This window comes from Pseudomonas sp. NPDC089752, from assembly GCF_044748725.1.
Taxonomy (GTDB): Bacteria; Pseudomonadota; Gammaproteobacteria; order Pseudomonadales; family Pseudomonadaceae; genus Aquipseudomonas.
The window spans coordinates 369,274-385,075 of record NZ_JBIVGP010000002.1 but is presented as its reverse complement, the minus strand read 5'-3'; the positions used below and the strand labels follow the sequence as shown (position 1 = coordinate 385,075).

The window sequence follows — 15,802 nt, the reverse complement described above, 5'->3', positions numbered from 1 at the left end:
GGACACCTCCGAACATGTGGGAGCGGGCTTGCCCGCGAATAAGCCAAGGCTGATTTTACAGACTGAAATCCCCCTCAGCCGCCAGCTCGCTCAGCGGCCGACGCGGGCTTGGTACCTCACGCGCTTGCAAGCCCTCGTCAAGGCTGGCCTTGTCACCCAATTTGCCGATCGCCACCATGGCATGCAGCTCGTAGCCTTCCGGCACCTTCAGCTCGCTACGCGCCAGATCCTTGTCAAACCCGGCCATCCCGTGGGTATGCCAGCCGCTGATGCTCGCCTGCAACGCCAGATGGCCCCAGGCAGAACCGGTGTCGAAGGTGTGCCACAACGCCGGTTTTTCTTCACTGGCGCCCGGCGCGGCAAAGGTGGTCTTGGAAATCACCAGCACCAGCGCCGAAGCCTGCTGCGCCCAGCTGCGGTTGAACGGCACCAGCAGGTTCAGGTAACGCTCCCAGCTCGGCGTGTCGCGGCGGGCATAGAGGAAGCGCCACGGCTGCGAGTTGTAGGCCGACGGCGCCCAGCGTGCCGCTTCGAGGAAGCTCAGCAGGGTTTCTTCGCTGATCGGCTCGGCGGTGAAGGCCCGTGGCGACCAGCGGTTGATGAACTGTTCGTTGATGGCGTAATCGGCAATGCGGGGGGTGGCGCTCATGGCTGCTCCTGCAACGGGCGGGGAAAGACCGCACGCTACTGCGTCCGCTCGGTACTGACAAGCGGTCTGGCGTTGCGCAAGGCCAGGCTCTAGACTGGCGCCGCCGCGCGCCGCGGCCTACGAGACGACTGCAGGAAACCCGTGTGATGATCGCTGAAAGCGCGCCGTTCTGGCGGCGCAAGACCCTCGAACAACTCGACCCGCAAGAGTGGGAGTCGCTGTGTGACGGCTGCGGCCTGTGCTGCCTGCAAAAGCTCGAGGACGAGGACGACAACAGCGTCTATTACACGCGCATCGCCTGCAAACTGCTGGATATGAACACCTGCCAGTGCAGCGACTACCCCAACCGCTTCGCACACGTGCCCGATTGCATCCAGCTCACCCCGGGCAAGGCCGACCAGTTCAAATGGCTGCCAAGCACTTGCGGCTACCGCCTGGTGAGTGAGGGCAAGGACCTGCCGGCCTGGCATCACCTGGTCTGCGGCGATCGCCAGCAGGTCCATGAACAGCGCATTTCCCAGTCGGGGCGTATGCTCAGGGAGCAGGATGTGGATGAAGACGACTGGGAAGACCACCTGATCTTTCGCGCCAGCTGAACGGCATAATCCGTCGTCTCTGGGAATCAAGGAGTTTCGGTATGCGTTGCCAGCTGTTGCTGCTTCTGGGCTTCGTCGCCTGTTCCCCGGCCTGGGCGAAAAAGGTCGACCTCGACTATCAGGTGCGGCTGTTGCCCGCCAATGGCCAGGCCGAAGTGCGCATGACCCTGGCCGAAGGCAGCGCCGTGCGCAGTCTCGACTTCGACCTTGGCAAAGCGGGGGCCTACAGCGGATTTCAGGCCGATGGCCAGTGGCAGCTGCAGGGCGAGCGCGGTGTATGGCGTCCGGCGGCGGGGAAGACCAGTCTCAGCTACCGGGTGAAACTTGACCAGAAACTGCGTAGCGGTGCCTATTCCTCGCGCATCACGCCCCACTGGGCGCTGTTTCTCGGCGATCAGCTGATACCGCCGGCACGCCTCGATCAGCAGGACGGCACCGAGCTGGTGGCGCGCCTCTCGGTCGACATGCCCGAGGGCTGGAAGAGCATCGAGACCTCCTGGCCGCGGGTGGGCACTAACAAGTTCCGCATCGATAACGTTTCGCGCCTGTTCGATCGGCCTACCGGCTGGATGCTTGCCGGCGACCTCGGCAGCCGCCGTGCACGCCTGGGCGAAACCGACGTGACCGTAGCGGCCCCGGTGGGGCAGGGCATGCGCCGGATGGACAGCCTGACCTTGCTGACCTTCGTCTGGCCGCACCTGCAGGCCGTGTTCCCGCGCAACCCGCCCAAGCTGCTGCTGGTCGGTGCCCGTGACGGCATGTGGCGCGGGGCGATGTCGGCGCGCGGTTCGCTTTACCTGCACAGCGGCAGGCCGATGATCAGCGAAAGTGGCAGCAGCCCGTTGCTCCGCGAGCTGGTTCAGCTGTTTGCACAGATTCGCGTGAGTGCCGACAGCGACTGGCTTGGCCAGAGCCTGACCGATTATTACGCCAACGAGCTGCTGCGCCGCGCCGGAGGCGTGAGCGATGACCGCTACCAAGTGTGGCAGGCGCGTTTGCAGAAGCAGGGGGCCAAGGTCACCCAGCTGCGTGGTGAACATGCCAGCGCTGCGCAGGTGGCGCGCGGAGTGTTGTTATTGCAGGCGCTGGACAAGGAAATCCGCATTCATACCCAGGCCAAGCGCTCGCTGGACGATGTAACCCAGGCGTTGATGCGCTTGCCGAAGGTGAGTACCGAGGAGTTCGTGCAGATCAGCGAGAGCGTGCTGGGGCGGCGGTCCGAGGTGTTGCAGAGCAAGGCCCTGCGCTGATTTCTTGGTTGCCAGTGCCGGCCTCTTCGCGGGCAAGCCCGCTCCCACAGGTACACCACTCCCCTTGAGATCAGTGGTGTACCTGTGGGAGCGGGCTTGCCCGCGAAGAGGCCAGTACAGTCAACCCATCAATTACCGGTCAGCGGATCCTTCCCAGTCACCGTAACCCCTCGCATCGCCGAATCGGCACTGCGTTTGAGCGCCTCCAGTTCCCCGGCACTGCGCTCGATATCCGCCCGCAACCGGTGATACTCCTGACGATGCTGCTGATACCAGGCCTTGGCCCCGCAATGCCCGCTGACCCCGCGTGCCACCGCAACGCCACCCACCACCATTTGCAAAAGACCGATGAAGCCACCGTGGCGCAACCCCTTGGTGAACATCAGTGCCCCACCCGCCAACGAACCGACCCGCTCCAGGCCCTGGACATTGTGTTCCGCCGACGCTGAACCGGAATGAATATCGAGCATGACGAACCCTCCATGTGAAATGTAAGCAGGTGACCGATCATTCGTCGTCGCCGTTCAGTCGGCATGCCGAGCGGTTGATCAAGGCGCCGCGATGGCTCTGCAATGCGCCTTTTAACTTGGCCAATGTCAGGTCTGGTCAAATGCATGGCGGATTGGGGCAACTGGCCAGGCCCACCGCGCATTAACTTGACCAGGCGCGAAGCTCATCCACGCTGGGTTTCGATCCAGGAGCTTCACGTCCCCCTCCACAAAAACAAAAGCAGGGATCAGGATGACAACGACAAGCGCGAGTGGCGCCGGCAATCAGCTGGCGCAAGGCTTCAAGCAACGCCATGTGACCATGCTTTCCATTGCCGGGGTGATCGGTGCCGGGCTGTTCATCGGCTCCGGCCACGCCATCGCCGCCGCCGGCCCCTCGGCCATCGTCGCCTATGCATTGGCCGGTGCATTGGTGGTACTGGTGATGCGCATGCTTGGCGAAATGGCTGTCGCCAGCCCCGACACTGGCTCCTTTTCCACCTATGCCGACCGCGCCATCGGGCGTTGGGCCGGCTTCACGGTCGGCTGGTTGTACTGGTGGTTCTGGGTGCTGGTGATCCCCATCGAAGCCATCGCCGCCGGCGTGGTCCTCAACAACTGGTTCCCGCACATCGATGCCTGGTTCTTCGCCCTGAGCATGACCGTGCTGCTGACCGCCACCAACCTGTTCAGCGTGGCCAAGTACGGCGAGTTCGAGTTCTGGTTCGCCATGCTCAAGGTGATCGCCATTGTCGCCTTCATCGCCCTTGGTGCTGCGGCATTGGCCGGGGTGCTGCCGGGGCGTGAAGTCAGCGGCCTACCGCGCCTGTTGGAGCAGCAGGGCGGGTTCATGCCCAATGGCTGGACGGCGATCATCGGCGCATTGCTGACCACCATGTTCAGCTACCTGGGCACCGAAGCGGTGACCATCGCGGCTTCAGAGTCCAAAGACCCGGCGCGCAACATCGCCAAGGCCACCCGCTCGGTGATCTGGCGGATCAGCGTCTTCTACCTGCTGTCGATCTTCGTGATTATCTCGGTAGTACCGTGGAACGACCCGCTGCTGCCGGTGCAGGGCTCGTACCAGCGCGCGCTGGAAATCATGCACATCCCCTATGCCAAGTTCCTGGTGGACATGGTGGTATTGGTGGCAGTGGCCAGCTGCCTGAACTCGTCGATCTACATCTCGTCGCGGATGCTCTACTCGCTGAGCAAGCGTGGCGATGCCCCAGGCTTCATCCAGCGCACCTCCAAGGTTGGCGTGCCACGCGCAGCGGTGATCGGCAGCACATTGATCGGCGCACTGGCCACCATCGTCAATTACTTCGCACCGGCTGAGGTATTCGCCTTCCTGCTGGCCAGCTCCGGTTCGATTGCCTTGCTGGTGTACCTGGCGATTGCCTGCTCGCAGCTGCGCATGCGCGCCATCCTGCAGCGGCAGAACGTCGAGATCGCCTTCCGGATGTGGCTGTACCCGTGGCTGACCTATGCGGTGATCAGCTTCATCGTGTTCGCCCTGGGGACCATGTTCGTGATGCCGCAGCATCGTATGGAGGTATCGCTGACCCTGGCCCTGGCAGTGGTGATCCTGGTGTTGGGCGTGATCAGCGGCCGGCGCCATGAGCGGCGGGAGGCATTGGCGGCTGCCTGACTTCGCGCGGTAACCGGATGAAAGCCACCTACCGCAGGTGGCTTTTTTCGTTGTGGCTCAACAGGTTCTGCATTTTTGTCTGTTCTGGATAATTACCTGTCCGGTTTGGCAATGCAGTCTCAAGGGTGTTTAATCTCACCTCTGCAACCCGCTCAAGCCCTTTAAATCAGGGGCTTTTAGAGATTTCGCCGTTCATCGAAAATGCTGTAGACACATTGTCTAACAGTGCCATATAGTCGTTATACAAATAGTAGACAAAGTCTATGACAACAAAGAAGGCCGCCATGAAAGCCACCGTTGAACCCATCACCGCAGAGGTGCCACAGGACCGCAAGGCCGTCCTCGCCGAAGCGTTGCGCCGCCGGATCCTCAGCATGGAACTGGCCCCAGGCGCGGTGGTGGACGAACTGGCCCTGTGCGACGAGTTCGGCCTGTCGCGCCCGCCAGTCCGTGAGCTGTTGCGCCAAATCGCCGCCGAAGGCTACATCGAGCTGGAAGCCAACCGCGCACCGCGCGTGGCCGCGATGAACCACGAATCGCTGCACAGTTTCTATGTCGCCGCACCGCTCATCTACGTCGCCACCACTCAGCTGGCGGCCACCTACGCCACCGAAGCCGAAATCGAAGTGCTCAAGGCCATCCAGGCGCAGTTCCGCCAGGCCATCGAAGAGCGCGACGTGGAAAACCGCGTGCTCTACAACGACGCCTTCCACCTGGAAATCGGCAAGATGGCGCACAACGAATACCTCATGCCTACGCTGCGTCGGATCCTCATCGACCACACCCGCCTGGGCAAGATCTTCTATCGCCACCCCACCACCGATGACATGCAACGCGATCTTGAGCTTGCCTGCGAGCAGCACGAGCAGATCATCGTTGCCATCGAACAGCGGGACCCGCAAACCGCCGGCAGGGTAGTGCGCGAGCATATGGAGCTGTCGCGCAGGCGCATGGCCGAGTACGCCGCACCGCAAGCGCTGGATGTACCGATTCAGATATGAGTTCCACCGGTCACGCCGCTGGCGCTGACCGCTCGTCAACAACAAGATCCAGGTTAGTGACATGACAAGAATAAGTTCGTTACCTGCCGATGATGCCACCTGTGGTTGGTATCACCTGAGCAAACCCCGCACGCCCCGGCCGGCACACAGCGGCCACAGCCAGGCGCGCTGGGTGGTGGTCGGCGCCGGCTTCACCGGGTTGGCCGCAGCGCGCCAGCTGGCGACGAACTTTCCGGACGACGAGATCGTACTGATCGAGGCACAGGAGGTCGGTTATGGCACCTCCGGGCGCAACGCCGGTTTTGCCATCGACCTGCCCCACGACATCGGCGCCGAGGATTACATCGGCGACATCGGCATCGCCAAGACTGTACTCAAGCTCAACCTCGGCGGGCAGTCGTACCTCAAGGAGCTGATCGAGCGCTACGACATCGAGTGCCAGTTCCGCCACTGCGGCAAGTACCAGGCAGCCATCGAAGACCGCGGCATGGCGGTGCTGGATGCCTACCGCCGTGGTCTGGACAAGCTCGGCCAGCCCTATGAAGTGATCGAAGGCCGCGACCTGCCAGACCACATCGGCACGCACTTCTACCGCAAGGGCCTGTTCACCCCCGGCACGGCGCTGCTGCAGCCCTCGGCGCTGGTGAAGGGCCTGGCCGACAGCCTGCCGAGCAACGTTTCGCTCTACGAAAACACCCCCATCACCGACGTCGACTATGGCGACAAGGTGGTGCTGCGCCACGCCAACGGTTCGATCACCGCCGACAAGCTGGTGCTCACCACCAACGCCTTCGGCATGAGCTTCGGTTTCCTCAAGGGCCGCATGCTGCCGGTGTTCACTTACGGCAGCATCACCCGCCCGCTGACCGAGGAAGAACAGGCCCGTCTGGGCGGCAAGCCTTACTGGGGCGTGATCCCGGCAGACCCGTTCGGCACCACCATGCGCCGCACGGTCGACAACCGCCTGCTGATCCGCAACAGCTTCAGCTACAACCCCGATGGGCGCAGCAACCGCAAATACCTCGACCGCTTCGTCCAGCGCCACCGCGACTCCTTTGCCCGGCGCTTCCCGATGTTGCCGGGTGTTGAATTCGAATATACCTGGGGCGGTGCATTGGCACTTTCGCGCAACCACATGGGCTTCTTCGGCAAGTTGGCGCCCAATGTAGTCGGCGCATTGTGTTGCAACGGTTTGGGCGTTACCCGGGGCACGGTCACCGGCAAGTTGCTGGCCGACTGGTTGGCCGGTGACAAGAACGAACTTATCGAGTTTCTGCTCAATGCCCCCGGGCCTTGTGCGAATCCACCGCAGCCCCTGGTATCCCTGGGCTTGAACGCCAACCTGATGTGGGGGCAAATGCGCGCGGGTAAGGAAAGCTGACGCTTCACCAAGTTAGGCCATTGAATTTTTAACGCCGGCCCTGTTTGGCCGGTACGGGCTCGCTTTGCCCGAAATTGATGATCGAGATGCGCTATCCGGTCACCCGGGGCTGAAGACGTTTTCAGTTTCGCGGACGCGCTCGCCTTGAAAACGTGCATGTAAATGAAGTGGTAGGAACAACAATGACAAGTCCGAATATTTCGATTGAAGATGTACCGATCAACCGCTTTCACCAGTTGCTGACATTGCGTTCCGGTGGTGGCTCGTTCGTCGACGGCTACGTGCTGAGTATCATCGGCGTGGCCATGGTGCAAATGTCCGCAGGCCTGGGCCTGACCAGTTTCTGGCAGGGCATGATCGCCGCTTCGGCGCTGATCGGCATTTTCTTTGGTGGCTTCTTCGGCGGTTGGCTGACCGACCGCTTCGGCCGCAAACGGGTGTTCTTCGTCGGCCCGACCTTGTTCATCGTCGCCTCGGTCGCGCAGTTCTGGGTGGAGTCGGCGCTGGCGCTGTTCCTGCTGCGTTTTTCCATCGGTATCGCGGTAGGCATCGAATACCCGGTGGCGACATCGCTGCTGGTGGAGTTCCTGCCCAAGAAAAACCGTGGGCCACGCCTGGCCACTTTGACCGTGCTGTGGTTTGCCGGTGCGGCCACCGCTTACATGATCGGTGAAGCCATCCTGCGCCACGGCGGCGACGATGCCTGGCGCCTGGTGCTGGCCAGTGCCGCGGTGATCGGTGCGTTGCTGTTCGCCATTCGTCTGGGCACGCCTGAATCGCCACGCTGGTTGATCAGCAAGGGCCGCTCGGCTGAAGCGGAGCAGGTGATCAAAGCCGTGTACGGCAACGACTTCTCGCTGCGCAACCTGCCCGAGGAGCCAAAGTCCCGCAAGCTGTCGTTCCTCAGCCTACTGCACTCCGGCTACGGCAAACGCATGCTGTTCGTCACCATGTTCTGGACCTGCTCGGTAATCCCGGTGTTCGCCGTCTACGCCTTCGCCCCCAAGGTGCTGGGCGCGCTCAACCTCAAGGGTGACTGGGCCTCGATTGGCTCGGTGGCGATCACCTGCCTGTTCGTGGTCGGCTGCATCATCGGCACCCGCCTGCTGAACACCATCGGTCGGCGCACCACGCTGCTGCACAGCTTCTTCTGGTCGGGGCTGGCGCTGCTGGGCCTGGGCGCCTTCAGCAGTGGCAACGAGATGCTCATCCTGGTGCTGTTCGGTGCCTATGCTTTGTTCATCGGCGGTGCCCAGGTGCTGCAGCTGGTTTACCCCAACGAGCTGTTCCCCACTGAAATCCGTGCTGGCGCCGTGGGCGTGGGCACGTCCATGTCGCGGGTCGGTGCTGCGGTCGGTACCTGGCTGGTACCCATTGCCCTCGACAGCTATGGCATCGGCGCAACCATGTATGCCGCCGCCGCCGTCACCTTCGTCGGCCTGGCCTTCTCGATCGCCCTGGCCCCGGAAACCCGTTCGCTGAACCTGCAACAGGCCGCTTCGCTGGGCTGAACCCCTACAACGTGCCGCTGCCTCGATCGGCAGCGGCCTTTTACAACACTGATCAACGCACTGGAGAAACTACCGTGAAATTCGAAGGCATCTACACCCCGGCAATCACTCCGCTGGCTGCGGACGGCTCGATCGACAAGGCAGCATTTGCCGAGGTCCTCGAATACCTGGTCGAATCGAAAATCCACGGCGTGATCATCGGTGGTTCCACCGGTGAGTATTACGCGCACACCACCCAGGAGCGCATCGAGCTGGCCGCCCAGGCCAAGGACGTGCTCAACGGCCGCCTGCCATTGATCGTCGGCACCGGTGGCATCCGCACCGAAGACGCTGTGGCGTTCGCCCAGCACGCCAAGGAAATCAAGGCCGACGCGCTGCTGGTGGGCACCCCGCCGTACGCGCTGCCGACCCAGCAGGAAATCGCTCAGCACGTCAAAGCCGTCGATGCCGCCGCTGGTTTGCCGATCATGCTCTATAACTACCCAGGCCGCATGAGCGTGAGCATGGGTGAGGAGTTCTTCGATGCCGTGGCTGATGTGAAGAACATCGTCGCCATCAAGGAAAGCTCCGGCGACATGGCCCAGCTGCACCGCCTGGCCATCCAGCGCCCGAACATCCAGCTGTCGTGCGGCTGGGACGACCAGGCCCTGGAGTTCTTCGCCTGGGGTGCCCAGAGCTGGGTTTGCGCTGGTTCCAACTTCATCCCGCGTGAGCATGTTGCGTTGTTCGAGGCCTGTGTGATCGAGAAGAACTTCGACAAGGGCCGCAAGATCATGAGCGCGATGATGCCGCTGATGGACTTCCTCGAAGGTGGCAAGTTCGTTCAGTCGATCAAGTACGGCGTGGCCCTCAATGGCCTGAGCACTGGTGGCGTGCGCAAGCCGCTGTCCGAGCTTGACGCCGCCGAGAAAGAAGAACTGCAGCGCGTGGTCAGCACCCTGAAGGCCACCATCGCCCAGATCAAATAAGGAGCACGCAAATGGCTGATTTGCTGAGCAAGGAACAATACGCGGCCATCGCCGCCGACCTGCAACTGCGCACCAAGGCGTTCATTGACGGTGAATTCCGCGATGCCATTTCGGGCCGCACCTTCGTCACCACCAACCCGGCCACCGGCAAGCAGCTGGCTGAAGTCGCCGCCTGTGACGTCGACGACGTCAACGTCGCCGTGGCCGCAGCCAAGCGCGTGTTCGAAGAGGGCACCTGGTCGAAGATGCAGCCGAACGACCGCAAGCACGTGCTGCAGAAGTTCGCCCAGCTGCTGGAAGACAACGCCCATGAACTGGCGGTGCTGGAAGCGCTGGACAGCGGCAAGCCGGTCAGCGAGTGCCAGAACGTCGACGTGCCGGAAACCATCCACACCATCCGCTGGCACGCCGAGCTGATCGACAAGATCTACGACGCCACCGCTCCGACCGGCAACGCCGCCGTGACCATGGTCGTGCGTGAAGCCATCGGCGTGGTCGGCCTGGTGCTGCCGTGGAACTTCCCGCTGCTGATGCTGGCCTGGAAGATCGCCCCCTCACTGGCCGCCGGTTGTTCGATCGTGGTCAAGCCGGCCAAGGAAACCACCCTCAGCGCCTTGCGCGTCGCCGAGCTGGCTCACGAAGCGGGGATTCCTGCTGGCGTGTTCAACCTGGTACCTGGCGGTGGCCGTGAAGTGGGCGAAGCCATCGGCCGCCACATGGACATCCCGATGGTCAGTTTCACCGGCTCCACCGACACCGGCCGCCTGTTCCTGAAATACGCCGCCGAATCCAACCTCAAGCGCATCGTGCTGGAGCTGGGTGGCAAGAACCCGGCCGTGGTCATGAACGACTGCGAAGACTTGAACGAAGTGGCCGAGTTCGTCACGGCCGGTGCGTTCTGGAACATGGGCGAGAACTGCTCGGCGTCCTCGCGCCTGATCGTCCACAAGGACGTCAAGGACGAGCTGCTGGGCCTGATCGCCAAGCACTTGAAGGACTGGAAACTGGGCGACCCGCTCGACCCGGAAAACCGCCTGGGCGCGATGGTCAGCAAGTCGCACTTCGAGAAGGTCAAGTCGTACCTGGAATACGCCGCCGAGCAAAAACTCGACGTCGTTCAAGGTGGCGAGGCCGAACAGGGCGTGTTCATTCAGCCGACCATCGTCGACAACGTGGGCCGCGACAACAAGCTGTTCATCGAAGAGATCTTCGGCCCGGTGCTGAGCGTGACCAGCTTCGAGACCATCGACGAGGCCATCGAACTGGCCAACGACACCGTCTACGGCCTGGCCGCTTCGGCCTACACCGGCAGCCTGCGCAATGCGCTGCGCCTGTCACGTGAAATCCGCGCGGGCGTGGTGACGGTCAACTGCTTCGGCGAAGGTGATGTGACCACGCCGTTCGGTGGCTACAAAGAGTCCGGGTTTGGTGGGCGTGACAAGTCCATCTGGGCCCATGATCAGTACACGGAGCTGAAGACCATCTGGATCAACGCTTCGTGAGCTGATTGCAGGACGGTGCTGTTCTGACGGAGCTCAGCACCCGGCCGCCCTGTGGTGACAGGGCCGCCCTCTTCGCGGGGCAAGCCCGCTCCCACAAGTACTCTACTGGCCTGAGGTCAGTGGGGCATCCTGTGGGAGCGGGCTCGCCCCGCGAAGAGGCCGGTACTGACACAGCAGAGGCGGCTTTTTTGTTACTTGAACTTCGGCCCCGAGCGGGTATTCAAGCCCTTGGCCAAGCGGTCATACAGCACCACATTCACCGTCGCCGCGAGGTTCATGCAACCTTCGGTCGGAATGTAGATGGTCTCTTCGCACCAGCCTCGCACCTCCTCACTCAACGAACCATCCTCTGGCCCGAAGATGTAGATCGCGCGATCCGGGTGGGTGTATTCAGGAAGCGGCCGCGCCCCTTCGACCAGCTCCACGGCAACCGGCGTGCAGCCCAGGGGGATGATGCGCTGCAGGTCATCGATGCCGATCAACGGGATGTCGTAGTGCACACGCTTGGTGTCGGTGACGAAATCACGCGCGCGTTCATAGCGCTTGCCGGTGTAGAACACCGAGTTGACGCCGTAGCAACCCGCTGCGCGCATCACCGAACCGACGTTCTCCGCAGACTTTGGATTGAACAGGCCGATGCAGCTGTACCGTTTGTTAGCCACGTGCCGGGGCCCTTCGCAAAAAAAGCGCGATTATACGGGCTCGCCGGCGGCAGCGGGGGCGGTATCGACGGTCAGTCTTTTTTCAGCATGCCAGCCAGGGCGGCAAATGGGTTGTGCGTGGCCTTGGCGATGCTCGGGGTGCTGGTGGAGCCTTCGCTGAAGTATTGCTGGTCGGTGTAGCGCGAGTGCTCGTTGTCGTGGCAGTACAGGCACAGCAACTCCCAGTTGGAGCCATCCTGCGGGTTGTTGTCGTGGTTGTGGTCACGGTGGTGCACGGTCAGCTCGCTCAGGCGCTTGCCGGCGAACTCACGGGCGCAGCGTCCGCAGACGTGCGGGTACATTCTCAGGGCCTTGTCGCGGTAGCCCATTTCCTTGTCGCGCTTGGCGTCGGCGAGGATGCGGTCGAGGCGGGCGGTGGCGGCGGAAGTGGAAGCCGAACTCATGGTGTTTCCTTTGTTCTGATCAGGCAGGTGACGGTTATGCCAATGAGTCTAGCGCGCTTGCAGGGCAGGCGGACAGGCGAAAAGCTTCATAAGGGCGTAGCCTGTAGGAATGTTCTGATAGGAGGTGGCTGATGTTGCAAGCGATCCTCACCGCGCTGCTGCTGGCCAGCATGCCCGTGGCCCAAGCCGCCGGCACGCCGCCACGTATCACCACGCCGGTGCCCGGCGCGCCCGGCACCGCGACGCCCACACCGTATCCGCAGATCACCCCGAGTACGCCGCCCAAGGCGTATGACAATCAGCCGGGTGCGCCATTGCTGCCGCCGATGCCGGTGCCGGGGCCGCCGAAGGACCAGCCATTGCCGGGGTTGCGGACGGAGCCGGGCAAGCCGGCGGGGGATGGTGATTAGAGCGACAGGCGCTGGCCGTCCTGCATCCGCAGGCGTTTCGACAGCGCCACAGCCAGTGCGCGAATGATCCGCGCGGCGATGCGTGGCGCTTCGTTGAGCATCTTTTCCAGCGAGTCCTTGCCCAGGGTCAGCAGCTGGCAGTCGCTGGCGGCGACGCAGGTTGCCGAGCGACGCTCGCCGTCGAGCACAGCCATTTCGCCGAAGGCGCGGCCACTGCGCAGGGTGGCGATTTCGACTTGATTGCCATCGCCATCGAGCTTGCGGACGGAAACGACGCCTCGGTGGAGGATGCACATGAACGTGCCGGCGTCGCCTTCGTTGAAGATGGTTTCGCCTTGATCCATGGTGGTAAGGCTGAAGTAACCGGCGGCGGTGAGGCAGTCGCTGGGCTGGAAGGTGTCGAACAGCCCGCAGTCCATGAGCATGTCGCGGATTTCGGCGCTGAGGTGGGTTGGGTCGGGCATGTGTTGTTCTTCGTGTTGTCCGGTATCTGTTGAACACCCCATCCCGTTGTGGGAGCGGCTTTAGCCGCGAAGCCAGCGACTCGGTGGATGGCACCGGCTTCGCAGGTGTTCGCGGCTGAAGCCGCTCCCACGGGGGCAGAGGTGGTCTTTGCTAATGAAGCGAGACCACTAAGACAACAAAAAACGCGTTTTACACCACGCCCAGCTCAGCAAACACGAACGCATATTCCAACGCCACATCCCGCAACCCCTGATACCGCCCGCTCATCCCGCCATGCCCAGCCCCCATTTCGGTCTTGAGCAGCAGCAGGTTGCTGTCGGTCTTGCGCGTGCGCAGGCGCGCCACCCATTTGGCCGCTTCCCAATACTGCACGCGGCTGTCGTTGTAACCGGCTACCACCAGCATGGCCGGGTAAGGCTGGGCGCTGACGTTTTCATACGGCGCGTAGGCCTTGATCCGCTCGTACACCTCGGGTTCTTGCGGGTTGCCCCACTCGTCGTACTCGGTGACGGTCAGCGGCAATTCCGGGTCGAGCATGGTGTTGAGCACATCGACGAACGGCACTTCGGCGATCGCGCAGCGGAACAGTTCAGGGCGCAGGTTGAGCACCGCGCCCATCAGCAGCCCGCCCGCGCTGCCGCCGCTGATGGCCAGGCGGTCGGAGGCCGTCACGCCTTGGGCGATCAGGTGCTCGGCGCAGGCGATGAAGTCGCTGAAGGTGTTGTGCTTGTGTTCCTGTTTACCGGCGCGGTACCAGGCTTCACCCAGCTCACCGCCGCCGCGCACATGGGCGATGGCAAAGCCCACGCCGCGTTGCAGCAGGCTCAGGCGGGCGTGCGAGAACCACGGATCGAGGCTTTCGCCGTAGGCGCCGTAACCGTAAAGGTAGAGGGGGACGGTCTGGCCCAGGTCCTGCTTGCGGCGTACCAGGCTGATCGGCACTTGGGTTCCATCCGCCGCGGTAGCCCACAGGCGCTCGCTGACATAATCGTCGGCATCGAATTCGCCCAGCACCGGGGTCTGCTTGAGCACCACCTGCGCGCCGCTGGCCAGGTCCAGCTGACGCACCTGAGCAGGCCGGTTGAGCGCTTCGTAGCGCAGCCGCACGCGGCTGCTTGCGAACTCCAGGCTGTCCTGCACGTACAGGCTGTAGGCGGCGTCCGGCAGTTCGACGCGGTAGGCCGGCAGGCCTTGCGGGCACACTTCGATGATCGGCAGGCCGCCTTCGCGCAGGCTCAAGGTGAGGGCGCCGGCATTCAGGCTGAGGCCTTCGAGCATGATGTCGTCGCGGTGCGGCACCAGTACTTGCCACTGCTCGCGTGTTGGCACGTGATCTGCCGGGGTTTGGTACAGCGCGAAGTTGATGCCGTCCTGGTTGCTGCGGATGAACCAGCGCCACTGGCCGTCGAGCTGGCCGTGGTCGGGGAAGTATTCGTGGCCTTCGACACGCGGCGCCAGGCAGGTGAAGTCAGCCTGCGGCGTTTCGGCGTCCAGCACCCAGGCTTCGCTGGTGGTCTTGCTGTTGAGCAGCAGCACCAGCTGTTTTTCCGAGCTGGAGCGGTAGCAGTGCAGGAAGAAACGGCCATCGGCTTCCTCGAACACCGTGTGCGCGTCGGTCTCGCTCAGGGTATGGCGGCGCAAGCGCCAGGGCCGGTGAGTGTCGTCCAGTTCGGCGAAGAACAGCGTCTGGCTGTCGTTGGCCCAGGTCAGGCTGCCGTCGCAGTCGTCGAAGGGCAGGGTGTTGACGTTGCCGCTGGCCAGGTCCTTCACGTACAGGGTGTAGATTTCGTCGCCGCTGGTGTCGAGGCTGTAGGCCAGCAGGCGGTGGTCGGGGCTGATGTTGAACGCACCCAGGGCCAGAAAACCGCCGTTGGCCAGGGCGTTAGGGTCGAGCAGCAGCTGTTCCTGGCTTTCGTCCACCGTGTTGGAGTCGTCCGCCGGGCGAGGGCAGCGGTAATGGCGCGGGTACTCGTCGCCCGCAGTGGTGCGGGTGTAGTACAGGTACGGGCCCCAGGGCGACGGCAGCGACAGGTCGGTTTCGAGGATACGGCCCTTGATCTCATCGAACAGTTGCTCGCGCAGCGGCGCCTGGTCGGCCAGGCAGGCCTCCTGGTAGGCGTTTTCCGCCTGCAGGTAGTCGAGCACTTCAGGGGTGTCGCGCTGTTGCAGCCAGGCATAAGGGTCGGCGGCCTGGTCCTGGCGGGCGATAGGGGGCTGGAGCGCGTTGGGCATCGGGGATCTCTTGGCTAGGGGGCGCCTGCGCCCGGAAAAGTGTTTATCATAGGCAACTCTTTGCCTGGCTTGCACGAACACCATGACCGAGAACGACTATACCCTCGCCTGGGGCCTCTACGCCGTTGCTGCCCTGGGTTGCATCTGGGTGGGTTTCAAACTTACCGGCTGGATGTGGCGCTGGCTGCGCGAGCCGCTGCGGGTGATCCTCGCGGTCCTGCTGCTGACCCCGACCGTGGTAGACCCCGGCAAGGACGCCATGGCCCCGGCCGTGGCCATCACCGCCCTGGACGTCGCCTTCAAGGTCGGCAACAACGCCTGGCGCGCCGTGTCGGACTTCGCCATGTATGGCCTGATCGCCTTTGGCCTGTATCTCGCCTTCGTGCTGCTGCGCTGGCCGCTGGAAAAACGCGCCCGCGAGCGCCGTGAACAGGCCGAGGCCGCCGCCAAGCGCCAAGCCGCCGAGGATGAGGCGGTCATGGTCGACACGCCGCTGGCCGGCGAACGCCGCGATCGCTACCGCAACGACCCGCCGCCTGCTGCGCCCGCTGGTGGCGGCCGGGTCGAGCCACGTCTGTAAGCCGGGAGGCCAC

16 protein-coding genes are annotated in these 15,802 nt (G+C 63.2%); 10 read left to right on the top strand and 6 right to left on the bottom strand.

Going from position 1 to position 15,802, the window contains the following annotated elements; translation table 11 throughout:
- Nucleotides 1-55 precede the first annotated feature (55 nt).
- Complete coding sequence (locus ACIPZF_RS04630) at nucleotides 56-649, bottom strand: nitroreductase family protein (protein WP_400795745.1); 594 nt, start codon at nucleotides 647-649, stop codon at nucleotides 56-58.
- Between the two features lie 146 nt (nucleotides 650-795).
- On the opposite strand from ACIPZF_RS04630, the gene ACIPZF_RS04625 reads away from it, so the two are divergent.
- Nucleotides 796-1,245, top strand: coding sequence for a YcgN family cysteine cluster protein (locus tag ACIPZF_RS04625; RefSeq protein ID WP_400795742.1), 450 nt, complete (start codon nucleotides 796-798; stop codon nucleotides 1,243-1,245).
- A 41-nt stretch (nucleotides 1,246-1,286) separates the two neighbouring features.
- On the top strand, nucleotides 1,287-2,495 hold the full coding sequence (locus ACIPZF_RS04620) for a hypothetical protein (RefSeq protein ID WP_400795740.1): 1,209 nt from the start codon (nucleotides 1,287-1,289) through the stop codon (nucleotides 2,493-2,495).
- A 128-nt stretch (nucleotides 2,496-2,623) separates the two neighbouring features.
- Here the strand turns inward: ACIPZF_RS04620 and ACIPZF_RS04615 are convergent, their stop codons facing one another.
- Nucleotides 2,624-2,965 carry a DUF2892 domain-containing protein gene (locus tag ACIPZF_RS04615; RefSeq protein WP_400795737.1) on the bottom strand — a complete coding sequence of 114 codons (342 nt, stop codon included), beginning with the start codon at nucleotides 2,963-2,965 and terminating at the stop codon, nucleotides 2,624-2,626.
- Between the two features lie 271 nt (nucleotides 2,966-3,236).
- On the opposite strand from ACIPZF_RS04615, the gene gabP reads away from it, so the two are divergent.
- The 6 genes from gabP to ACIPZF_RS04585 all read left to right on the top strand — a co-directional run bounded on the left by gabP (nucleotide 3,237) and on the right by ACIPZF_RS04585 (nucleotide 10,997).
- Complete coding sequence (gene gabP / locus ACIPZF_RS04610; protein ID WP_400795734.1) at nucleotides 3,237-4,634, top strand: GABA permease; 1,398 nt, start codon at nucleotides 3,237-3,239, stop codon at nucleotides 4,632-4,634.
- 284 nt (nucleotides 4,635-4,918) lie between these two features.
- Entirely contained in the window at nucleotides 4,919-5,635 is a 717-nt protein-coding gene (locus ACIPZF_RS04605) for a GntR family transcriptional regulator (protein WP_400795732.1), read from the top strand.
- Between the two features lie 61 nt (nucleotides 5,636-5,696).
- Nucleotides 5,697-7,016, top strand: coding sequence for an NAD(P)/FAD-dependent oxidoreductase (locus ACIPZF_RS04600; RefSeq protein WP_400795730.1), 1,320 nt, complete (start codon nucleotides 5,697-5,699; stop codon nucleotides 7,014-7,016).
- 182 nt (nucleotides 7,017-7,198) lie between these two features.
- The gene (locus ACIPZF_RS04595) at nucleotides 7,199-8,527 is read left to right on the top strand and encodes an MFS transporter (RefSeq protein WP_400795728.1); all 1,329 of its coding nucleotides are present in this window, start codon (nucleotides 7,199-7,201) and stop codon (nucleotides 8,525-8,527) included.
- A gap of 74 nt (nucleotides 8,528-8,601) precedes the next feature.
- Nucleotides 8,602-9,495 (top strand): dihydrodipicolinate synthase family protein, encoded by an 894-nt coding sequence (locus tag ACIPZF_RS04590; RefSeq protein ID WP_400795725.1) that lies wholly within the window; start codon nucleotides 8,602-8,604, stop codon nucleotides 9,493-9,495.
- An 11-nt stretch (nucleotides 9,496-9,506) separates the two neighbouring features.
- Nucleotides 9,507-10,997: an aldehyde dehydrogenase gene (locus ACIPZF_RS04585; RefSeq protein WP_400795722.1), complete on the top strand. Its 1,491-nt coding sequence runs from the start codon at nucleotides 9,507-9,509 to the stop codon at nucleotides 10,995-10,997.
- A gap of 191 nt (nucleotides 10,998-11,188) precedes the next feature.
- Here ACIPZF_RS04585 and ACIPZF_RS04580 read toward each other — a convergent pair whose 3' ends face one another.
- A complete protein-coding gene (locus tag ACIPZF_RS04580) occupies nucleotides 11,189-11,659 on the bottom strand; it encodes an RNA methyltransferase (RefSeq protein ID WP_012273680.1) in 471 nt (156 codons plus the stop codon).
- Nucleotides 11,660-11,730: 71 nt separating this feature from the next.
- A complete protein-coding gene (locus ACIPZF_RS04575; RefSeq protein ID WP_176517065.1) occupies nucleotides 11,731-12,102 on the bottom strand; it encodes a YajD family HNH nuclease in 372 nt (123 codons plus the stop codon).
- Nucleotides 12,103-12,233: 131 nt separating this feature from the next.
- Here ACIPZF_RS04575 and ACIPZF_RS04570 point away from each other — a divergent pair, with 131 nt between their 5' ends.
- Complete coding sequence (locus tag ACIPZF_RS04570; RefSeq protein ID WP_400795720.1) at nucleotides 12,234-12,512, top strand: hypothetical protein; 279 nt, start codon at nucleotides 12,234-12,236, stop codon at nucleotides 12,510-12,512.
- On the opposite strand, the gene ACIPZF_RS04565 is transcribed toward ACIPZF_RS04570, so the two are convergent.
- Entirely contained in the window at nucleotides 12,509-12,976 is a 468-nt protein-coding gene (locus ACIPZF_RS04565; protein ID WP_400795717.1) for a Crp/Fnr family transcriptional regulator, read from the bottom strand. The genes ACIPZF_RS04570 and ACIPZF_RS04565 overlap by 4 nt on opposite strands.
- Nucleotides 12,977-13,166: 190 nt before the next feature.
- A complete protein-coding gene (locus tag ACIPZF_RS04560) occupies nucleotides 13,167-15,209 on the bottom strand; it encodes a S9 family peptidase (RefSeq protein WP_400795714.1) in 2,043 nt (680 codons plus the stop codon).
- Between the two features lie 82 nt (nucleotides 15,210-15,291).
- On the opposite strand from ACIPZF_RS04560, the gene ACIPZF_RS04555 reads away from it, so the two are divergent.
- Nucleotides 15,292-15,789 carry an MFS transporter gene (locus ACIPZF_RS04555; RefSeq protein WP_400795711.1) on the top strand — a complete coding sequence of 166 codons (498 nt, stop codon included), beginning with the start codon at nucleotides 15,292-15,294 and terminating at the stop codon, nucleotides 15,787-15,789.
- Nucleotides 15,790-15,802 lie beyond the last annotated feature (13 nt).